This window comes from Brevibacterium pityocampae, from assembly GCF_039541555.1.
GTDB classification, from domain to species: domain Bacteria; phylum Actinomycetota; class Actinomycetes; order Actinomycetales; family Brevibacteriaceae; genus Brevibacterium; species Brevibacterium pityocampae.
Genome location: NZ_BAABGL010000031.1, coordinates 1 through 10,451, shown reverse-complemented (window position 1 = coordinate 10,451; position 10,451 = coordinate 1). Strand labels below are relative to the sequence as shown.

General features: G+C 61.6%; 3 protein-coding genes. All 3 read left to right on the top strand.

The window, feature by feature from the left end; all coding sequences use genetic code 11:
- The first annotated feature begins 174 nt into the window (after positions 1-174).
- From ABD883_RS12075 to ABD883_RS12065, 3 genes are read left to right on the top strand one after another with little or no spacing between them, the layout of a single operon-like run.
- Positions 175-1,659, top strand: coding sequence for a DNA cytosine methyltransferase (locus ABD883_RS12075; protein ID WP_345032407.1), 1,485 nt, complete (start codon positions 175-177; stop codon positions 1,657-1,659).
- Positions 1,660-1,677: 18 nt separating this feature from the next.
- The gene (locus tag ABD883_RS12070) at positions 1,678-4,641 is read left to right on the top strand and encodes a hypothetical protein (protein WP_345032404.1); all 2,964 of its coding nucleotides are present in this window, start codon (positions 1,678-1,680) and stop codon (positions 4,639-4,641) included.
- Between the two features lie 5 nt (positions 4,642-4,646).
- Positions 4,647-10,010 (top strand): DEAD/DEAH box helicase, encoded by a 5,364-nt coding sequence (locus tag ABD883_RS12065; protein WP_345032410.1) that lies wholly within the window; start codon positions 4,647-4,649, stop codon positions 10,008-10,010.
- Positions 10,011-10,451 lie beyond the last annotated feature (441 nt).

Here is a 10,451-nt window from a genome sequence, read left to right as displayed (position 1 = left end):
CAGTTCCCCAACAGACTCCCCCTCTGACCACCCGGCAGAGAGGCTGATCGACCGGTCCCTTACACAGAAAACTTGACACCTCCCTCCCTTCGGCCATGGCATGTCGACTTCAGGATCTTCGGGGAGACTAAGATACTAATAGTTGCGGCGGGCGCGACGAGGTAAGGAGGCGACGTGGCAACCACGAGACCAGCCTTCGAGTTCGTCGACCTCTTTGCCGGCCTTGGCGGTTTCCATGTTGCGCTCGATGACCTTAACGGCAGAGTCGTGTTCGCTGCCGAATGGGAGCCGGCACTCAACGCTCTCTATAAGAAGAACTATGGCGTCCACCCCTGGACCGACATCAACGCTCTTGAGACCGATAGAGACATCGAGCGTGAGATCCCTAACCATGACGTCCTAACTGCAGGTTTTCCTTGCCAACCGTTCTCCAAAGCCGGCGACCAAATGGGTTTCGCCGACACGCTCCAGGGCACCCTCTTCTTCAAAGTCCACCAGATCCTCCGCGTAAAACGCCCACGCCGATTCATCCTTGAAAACGTGCCAAATATCCTGAAGCACGACGGCGGTCGCACTCAACGCAAAATCATCGAGATGCTGGAGGCGCTTGATTACTCGGTGGAAGTTGAACACTTCTCTCCTCACGAGTTCGGCATTCCACAGGTCCGTGACCGCGCATATTTCGTTGGTTCACTCGACGGGCTAGACAAGTTCGAGTGGCCAACCAAGCATAAGGACCCGACCGACATCACTTCGGTGCTTCGCCAAGACGTGCCCCCCGCTCGCTCGATTCCCGAGCAGACACTTCACGCAATCGATATGTGGGGTGACTTCCTCCGTCGTTCGCCAGCCTCGTTGAAGATGCCTTCGTTCCCGATCTGGTCAATGGAGTTCGGCGCAACTTATCCCTACGAGGACGAGACCCCGCCGGGAATCTGGGATCGTCGACCGATATGGGGTTTGCGTCAGATGGGTGTCAAAGGCAGCTTCGGCCAAAGTCTTGAATGTTCGGTCGGGGAACAGAAGGAGCGGATCCCCAGTCACGCCAATCGCGATAGCGATTATCAGTTCCCCCGGTGGAAGCGCACCTTCATCAGACAGAACCGCGAGTTTTACCAACACAACCGCTCCTGGATCGACCCTTGGCTGGATCAATGGAAGCCCGAGGAGATGCAGTCCAGCTTCCAGAAAATGGAGTGGAATGCCCAGGGTGAGGATCGAAACATCGACAACTTCGTCCTGCAGATCCGAGCTTCTGGGCTCAGGATCAAGCGGCCTACGACGTCCCCCAGCCTCATCGCCTTCACCCAGACACAGGTTCCCATCCTCGGCTCCAACCTGACTGGAGAACGCCGTTACATTACACCTGCTGAATGCGCTGAACTCCAAAGCCTCGGCGATATCCATCTGCCGACTTCCGACCTCGACGCTTACAAAGCGCTCGGCAACGCAGTCAATGCTCGTGTCGTCAAGGCGATCGCCGAAGTCTTACTCGAAGGTCTAGCCAATTCGAACTCCTCCAGCACTGCCGACCCTGAACCCATAGTAGGAATGCGCACCTCTACGTCGAACAAGTGGAGAGACGCCCGGCAGGAATGCGCTCCCATTACGAAGCCACCGAGCATAGGATCCGTCCTCGTTGCTGGACGGTCGGCATGACATGGAGGGAGCCTGGCATTGGATACCGTGTATGAGCGCGTAAGTGAGGCGATCGCTGACGTCATGTTCGGCTCTGCTCAGGCCGGGCGGCCTGTCTATGCGCTTGCTGATACCGAGACTGTGCAGAACGTGCTCGAAACAGCCGAGGTCGAGGATCGGACGCTTGCAGGGCTGGCGGCAGTCGTCCGGTCTTCGCTTCAAATCGACGAGGCTGGCGCATCCCCATTTCACTGGCAGGCTAAGGCTGCGCAGCGCCATCAGCGCTCGCCACTTGAAACTCCGCCCGCGCTCCCCCTTCTCGTCACACTGTCAATCGCTGCCGAGCAAATGCATGCCGACGGCAACCTGGCTGCTCACAACTATTACACGCGTTTACATCGGCTCTTGCATGTCCCGGAGACGAGATGCTCGCGGGTGGAGAACAACTATCGTCAGGTCGCCGAACTGCTGTGGGGGTCGCTGAACTCCTGGCTTGAAGCTTGGGAAGGTGAGCGCGGTATCCCGACGGCCTACGCCGTCGGCGGTCACGCCTTCATCGGGCTGCCAATGTCGCAGGCGGTCGTTCGGCAATACGATCGTGCCGGCCTCCACGAACTCTTCGCCCTTGAAGGCATGACCCCGGGTCTGCGTATCTCGCCGAACGACATGAGTCTCGTGATGGACCCCTATGCGACGGCCACTCCGAGCTTCCCCCTCAGTTCGCATCTTGCTCGTCTCTGGCGGGACCCGGCCGCCCGAGAGCGAATCGCCAATGCCGCTTGTCTCGAACTCGAAGCATGGGATGGGTCGGGGATAGAATCGCTCTCCTCTGTGCGACCCGTCGTCACGACGCGCCTGGTGGCGTTCTTGCGGACATTCCCTCGCAAGTCGATTGAGTTCAACCTGATCCTCCCTTATCGCTCGGAAGGGCCGGACACCGCCCGGTTCCAAGGCGCTGACGAGGAGTCGATTGTCCCGACTGTAGCCGGGCCCGGTGGCTCCACGCGGCTATCCGGTGCTGAGGAAGTCAGCGCGGCGTCGCTCGTCGGGGAACTGCTAACTGGCGAATTCGGGGATGACGAGAGTCGCCCGTTCGGTCGTCGCCCGAAGCGAGTCGCTCCGCTCCGATGGGACGACCTTCAGGGAGCATTCGTCGAGATCGAACACATTTCGCTCGGGGAGGACAGCATCGTCCTGGCCCGGTCGGACGCACGCCAGCGTGTCGAGACTCATCTTGAGACTCACGCACGACCGGGATGGCGTGAGCTTGTCGACCTCCCGGGGACGCCAGAGGGGTGGGTCGTTTACCACCACGTCCAGATCGTGTCCGCACCGAACAGGCAACCACACTTTGATCTCTTGCCGCTGACACCCCGCGTGCGGACGAGCCTGACACTGCGTGGGGGATTCGTGCTTCCTGGCTTGCTACGAAAGTGGTCGGTCAAAGAGCCACCCGAGGCGGTCGCCCTCGCCGCTGGAGCTTCCTCGGTCGGCGTTTGTGTGTACCGCGGCAACAGAATCGACCAGGCCGAACTCATCACTAAGTCTGTACAGCCCGGCGAGCTCGCGGTGTTTCCACTCATAGATCAGGGCCTAACTGACGGAGAGTACGTCGTCGCGATGTTCGTAAACGACACGAACAAGCCATCGACAGCGGCGCTCCTACGACTGCGATCGGCGAGCACTCCTCAGTTCCGCGTCGAGGACGTCGATATCCGTTTGGTCTACTCGCCTGAATATTCGCCGCGCTGGCCGCTGACCGCCGGTCCCGCCAAGTGGCCGAGTCATGTCAACGGAGCGAGAACAGTGGGTCTCGAACCGCGCCGGGGCGGCTGTACAGTGCCGATGCCTGAGTTTGCGCCCCGAGAGCCGAGCGCGTCGACCGCGTCGATTGCGAAGACTCGGGTGGGCGTGCCGATGGCGAGCGACTCGTGTCTCATTACCGGGACGCACCGATTCCTGCTCCCGCCCATGCTCCGCGGCCAGGCACGTACGCGTAGCATCGAAGGCGAGTGCGTGAATTGCGGGCTCGTTCGTCGCTTCGCTGGGACCGACCGGGCTGCGAGAAAGAAAAAGGGCGCGGCCAGGACGATCGAGATCCCCGAAATCCCGCCGGTGATCGAATCGGACCAGCCAGACTTCGAGGTCGCGTTCGATGCGCTGAACCACGTCGGGACCGGCTCGTTCGGGGCATTCGAGCGCATCGCCGCGCAGGTGGAGGGCTCAGGCCTGTTCGCGGACTCGTTCCTCCGGCGGCTTGAAGTCGTCGGGCATGTGGACGTAGCCAGGGACGACCATCTCCAGGTGACTCAATGGGCGGTGAATACGTCCACGCTCGTTCCAACGGGTGACCGGTCATGGGTGCTCATCGGGTCGCGCTCCAGCGCGCTGGTCGAGCAGCTTGAAGAGTTGCTCGGCACCAGCGCTGTCGTGCGCACGAGCGTTGATGCGGAGCTCGCTCGCCTCGAGGTCGTTGGCATTCTGCCGGTCGGTAAAATGGCAGACGCTGGGATTGCTGTATTGAAAGCCTCACCGGTCGAGGACATCGCTGAGGCGTTGCCACCACTTAGTGAGGTGGTGACGTCGCTCAAACGGGTAATCGTGCCGAGCCACCGGTCTGCAGAGTTCTGGGACACCACGTCGGCCTCATGGCACCCCGCGGAGTCGCTGGTCAAGGTTGGCGCATATCGGCTCAAGGACTTCGGCTCAACCTACGCGATACGCACCGCCGATGACATTGCAGGCGGCACGATCGGGCTCGGCAACGCGCAGATCGTGAAGCACATCGCAAACTCGTGGGCCGGTGATCCCCTCGTTGGCTATAACTCGCGCAGTGGCTCAGTCGTCACGCCGCTGGGTGCGGACCTGCCATCCTTGTACGGGCGTGCTCTCGCGCTTTGCTCGGGACGAGCCCCGCGTGAGATTGTGAATCACCGCCTGCTCCAGTACCCGTCAGTACCGCGCACCGTCGCGGACATCATCTACGACCGAGTGAGCCGGTGATCAGCATGCCGTTCCCGACCCCAGTGAAGATTGCCGATGACCTCCGCGACGCGTTTCTGCGGTACATAGACACCGCGTACGCACTGCGCGACAAGGCCCTTGTAGACGAGCGGCGACACCTGCTGCTTGAAGGGCAGGGCAACCTATTTGCCCCGCTCATGCTCGAGCCAGTTCTGCCCTATGACGGGGTCGCATCGGTGGTAGAAGCGGCCAGCCAAGCGGGAGTTGACGCATGCGACCTCGGTGAAGTGATCGCGGCGGTCTTTGGTGTGCCCCTCGACAAGCTAGCGGGCATCAAACTGCGCAAGCATCAGTCGACAGCACTCGCTGCGCACTTCGCGGGCGGCATCAGTCATAACCCGGTGGTGACTTCTGGCACCGGTTCAGGCAAGACGGAGTCCTTCCTGATCCCGCTCCTAAGCCGTATCGTGGCGGAGAAGCGATCGACAACCGCACTGCCCGCGATCCACGAATGGTGGGATCTGAAGCGGCAAACCGAAAACTGGCGACCAGCCCGAACGGTTGGAGCGAATCCGGCAGCTGTGCGGTCGGTGATCCTCTACCCGACCAATGCGCTCGTTGAGGATCAGGTTGCACGGCTCCGTCGGGCCGTACGCGGCCTTCGGGGACAGGCGTCGCCGATTGACCTCTGGTTCGGGCGCTATACCGGGGCGACACCGGGCTCGGGTGGAGTTCCAACCGGAAAGGTCTCGGCACCTGCCACCGCCGACGCGGCGCGGGACTTGCGGGAGCTGTCGCGCCTGAACGCCCGACTAGCTGAACTCAACGACCCGGACTTGACGGCTCAGTTTCAGGACCCCTTTGGTGGCGAACTCATCACCAGGTGGGACATGATCGCCACTCCGCCCGATGTGCTCGTCACGAACTACTCGATGCTCAATGTGATGCTGATGCGCGACGTCGAGGAACCGATCTTCGAGTCCACTCGGCGGTGGCTCCGGCAGTCTTCCGACCATGTTTTCACCCTCGTTGTTGACGAACTGCACTTGTACCGCGGCAGCACCGGGGCCGAAGTCGGGATGGTCGTCCGAAACCTGGCATCGCGGCTCGGGCTTGAGCCTTCGTCCGACCAGTTCAGGATCATCGCGACGAGCGCTTCCCTCCCCGGGGACGACTCGGGTCTGGAATACCTGGAGCGCTTCTTTGGCGTCGATCGGGCGTCCTTCGTGATCGAGCCAGGGCAGGCGCGGCTGCTGGTGCCGGGCGAGAAGCCAGCGGCCGCTGAAGTGTTGAACATCGCCCCGGATGAGTTGGCGGAGGCCGCCGCAAGAGATCGGTGGGCGGAGACGATCGCTGCGGCATGCGCTGACCCTGGTGACGGGCGGCACAAGGCCACCCGCATCGGCACGGTTGCGGCCCGCCTCTTCGGGAGCGATCCAATAGCCTCGCCAGCCCTCACGGCAATGCTCATCGGTCTCGCTGATGCCGAGAAGCCCGCGATCCAGTTCCGCGGCCATGTCATGATGAGAGGAATGCGCGGGCTCTGGGCCTGCTCGGACCCAACCTGCCCAGGCGGAACCGAATCGGAACCTCGGCGAGTAGGTCGAATGTACGACACGCCCCGGTCGACCTGTGCTGACTGCGGCGCACGAGTGCTTGAACTTCTCTATTGCTTCGAGTGTGGTGATGTCAGCCTCGGCGGCTACGTCGTGGATCGGCCGGACCGCGGGTCCGTCGTACTCTCAACCACCCCGGTCACGCCTGGCGAGAACTCTGGTGACTTCGTGTACCGAAGGAACGACGACGAGTACCGATGGCTCTGGCTCGGCTCGCCGGTTCCCGACGCACCCAGGGTCCACAAGCTCCCCGCGCACATGAACGAGAACCAAACGACCATCGAAACCAACTTTGGGGCGGCCAGCTGGAATCCCAAGCTCGGTTCGCTCGTTCTCGGTAGCTCGCCTGACGGCGTCCCAGCAGTTGTTCTCAGTCACAACGCAGGCGGGAATAGCGGACTGACGCTTCCTGCGCTACCGGAAGCCTGTCCCCGATGCGGGGGAAGCCAGGACAACCGTGATGCCGCGGTTTACTTCGCCGGCAATGTCCGCTCGCCAATCCGCGCACACACTTCCGGTCGCGCTCAACTCAACCAAATGGCCGTATCCCAGCTGTTCCGCAGCCTTGGGTCTGAAGCAGCAGAGTCGAGGACAATCGTCTTTACCGACAGCCGGGATGACTCTGCGCGCATCGCCGCTGGGATCGCACTCAATAACTTCCGCGACCAAGTTCGACAGGTCGTCCGGCAACTGCTTCACGGACGCGAGAACCCTGTGCCGATTCTGCGGGCACTCCTACGTGACGAACTCACCGGCGACGATCTTCAGCGTGCCGAGCAGCTGCGTGCAGTCCGTCGAGAGCTGTTCGACAAGCTCAGACTGGAGAGCCTCGGCGCGGGCGATGCAACGGATCTGGCGACGATCGCGGCGGCCGAGAAGGAGACCGAATCTCTTCCGTGGGCAACTCTCATCCATGAAGCCGAGCAGATGATGCTTAAGGCCGGCGTCAACCCGGCTGGTCCCGGGCCGTCAGTGGCCGAAAGCGAGGGTGACGCACCGTGGTATCGCGCTTACGAGCCGCCGGTTCGTAACGCCTGGGAACCGCTGACCGACGCAGTCGCACGACCTATCCGCCAAGACCGCTACCGGATTACCGCGACCGCCGTCACTGAGGCCGTCTTCGACCGTGCCGCACGCGACCTCGAATCGACCCGCCTTGGCGTAGTCAGGGCGCGGCCGCCGGCACCCGACAGCTGGGGTTTCTCAAAGGACGAGACAATGTCGGCGAGGATCGCAGGGGACGTGGTCGCGAGTGTCATCCGCATCCTTGGAATCGCGAAGCGATTCGAGGGAGGGTACGTCGCTCGGTCGAACACAGCACCAAAGGTCATCGGCACCTACCTCAAGAAGGTGGCAACGAAGCATCAGATGGACTGGCAGACGCTGCAGTTGAACGTCGGTGAGTTCCTTCGCGAGAGCGGCATCGTTGATCAGACATGGGCGCTTAGAACCCAAACAGGGCAGGATGCCCTCGAACTTAGGATGCCGGGCGACAAGGTCTGGGTCTGCGATAACTGTGGCACAACTCATTTGCACCCGGCGGCCGGTGTTTGCACCAATGAGGAATGCGCGAGCGGCGTACTCCGCGAGGAGGCGTGGTCAGAGGAACTCGACTACTACGGATGGCTCGCCTCGCAACCGCTTCGACGAATGCGAGTCGCTGAACTCACGGGTCAGACGCGATTGGTTGACCAGCGAGCGCGGCAGCGCCTTTTCAAGGGCGCGGTGCTTCCGGCACCCGCTGAGAGTGAGCTCGCCGATCCGCTCGATCTGCTTTCGGTGACAACCACAATGGAAGTCGGTGTCGACATCGGTTCCCTCCGAGCAGTGGCGATGGCGAATATGCCGCCTCAGCGGTTCAACTATCAGCAGCGCGTCGGTCGAGCCGGACGCTCAGGTCAGCCGTTCTCATTCGCGGTTACCGTGTCGCGAGACCGGGCGCACGATGACTACTACTTCCAGACGCCGGAGAAAATGACCGCGGCTGATCCGCCTCCGCCGTTCATCGACTTGTCGCGGCCTCGAATCGTTCGCCGGGTGATCGCAGCAGAGCTTCTGCGACGGGCTTTCCTCGCCGGTCGTATTCCGCCTCGGCGAACGGGCGACAGCATCCACGGCACGTTCGGAGATACGAATGACTGGACTCAGCGGCGCGCTGAGGTCGAGGCATGGTTGCAGACATCGAATGATGTTCCGATCGTCTGCGAAAGGTTCAGTGCCTACACGGCACTCGACATCGACGGTCTCAAGCACTGGGCACGGACCGGGCTGGTATGCGACATCGACGAAGCGGTTGGCAACCCATACTTCCAGCACACGGAGCTTAGTGAACTGCTCGCTAATGCCGGCGTGCTCCCGATGTTCGGCTTCCCGACTCGGGTCCGCCCGCTCTACTCGAAGCAGCTCCGCCGTGCAAGCGATGCCGAGCAACATACCGTCGCCGACCGCGACCTCCGAATGTCCATCACTGCATTTGCTCCCGGAGCCGTCGTCGTCAAAGACGGCGCCGAGCACCTCGCTGTGGGTTTCGCGGCCTACAGCATCATCGGGGCCAGCGCACGAAGGAAGGACCCGCTCGGGACTCCGCTTCCGGTTCATCGCTGCGGGCAGTGCGGCAGCCTCGATACCCGGCCGACGAATGAGTCACTCAAGTGCTCGGTGTGCGGCGAGGAAATGAGAGCGTTCTCGCTCTACCAGCCCGAGGGTTATCGGACGATCTACAGTCAGCCGGATTACGACGATTCGCACATCACCCCCATGTTCGCCGGTTACTCCGAACTCTCCACGAATACCGAACTCGGGCAAGATACCCGACTTCACGGGGTCTCGCTCCAACTGCTTGAACAAGCTGAGGTTGTCGCAGTGAACGACAACAATCGGAAGCTCTTCGAGCTGAGTCGCCAGTCTGACGGATCGATAATCGCTCAGAATCGGGACCTGTACCGACGCCCTCTGCCCGAGTTCATGCGAACTGGCGGGCAAGCGATCGACCCGGCAGCGATCGGCGAGGTTCGACGTACCGACGTGCTCCTTCTCGGACTTGACGGCCTGGCTCTGCCCGAGGGCGCGGTCGCGACACTGCCATGGGCATGCCCAGCAGGCAAGGGTGCTCTCCTTTCCTTTGCCCAGCTCCTTCGCAACGCAGCCAAGGAATACCTGGACATCGAGCAGTCCGAGCTTGAGGTCGGGCTACAGCCAACGCGGATTGGTACCACAGTCTCGGCGCGGGTGTTCCTCGCCGACGCACTCGATAACGGCGCGGGCTACGCGCTCGAACTCGGGGAGCCGTCGATGTTCGAAAGACTCCTGACGTCTATTCGAGACACAACTGGAAAGCGACTGCGCGAGGAGCCGCATGGGACTGCTTGCACATCGTCCTGCCCTGGGTGTCTCCGCAACTACGAGAACCGCTTTAATCATTGGGCGTTGGACTGGCGACTCGGGCTCGACGTCGTGGACCTTGTGCTCGGCCGCGGTCTTGACCCTTCGCACTGGTCAAATCGCACCGAGGCGCTGGTGCAGAGCTTCGTTGATGGCTACGGCCCACACCTGCGAATCGAACAGCATACGGTGAACGGTTTGACATCACTCATCTCGCCGGAGGGTCGTGGGGCAGCGGTTGTCATCGGTCACCCGCTCTGGCGGCACGAGGACGCGCATTGGAATCCCCGAGTCAGACGTACAGTTACAGAACTGCGCGGGCGCGGGTTGTCGCACATTACTGTGTCCGATGCATATGTCCTCGACCGCACGCCGATCAGGCTGTTCAATGCTCTGCTCGAGGTTACGTGATGGTGAGCCCCCGTTGCAGCATTCAGACACCACAACCAATGCGGATACGAACGTTTAACCGTTGATTCGCGATCCTGCACGCGACTCTTATCGAATGCGGTTCAACTCTCGCTCCGTTGTCGACGTGGCTACCGCATTCCTGAAGCGCCCTGGGTATAGTTCAGTTTCGTTCTTTCTGTCTGGAGAACGAGGAGCAACTCCGAGAATGAAACTCTCAGTGGAGTTCAAAGACCGTGCGGTCAATACGGTCCTTGACCCCCCAGGGACAGCAGAAGTCCCCACTGTTCAATGCGCAGTCTAGAGAGTCACATGTTTAGAATATGCAGTCAGCGGGTAGTGTGTTTCGACACTGGCGCGTGGAGGTGTCAAGTTTTCTGTGTAAGGGACCGGTCGATCAGCCTCTCTGCCGGGTGGTCAGAGGGGGAGTCTGTTGGGGAACTG

Bases quoted from the DNA above. Each gene is read 5' to 3' on its own strand.
- ABD883_RS12065 (WP_345032410.1), top strand. From the start codon at position 4,647: ATGCCGTTCCCGACCCCAGTGAAGATTGCCGATGACCTCCGCGACGCG.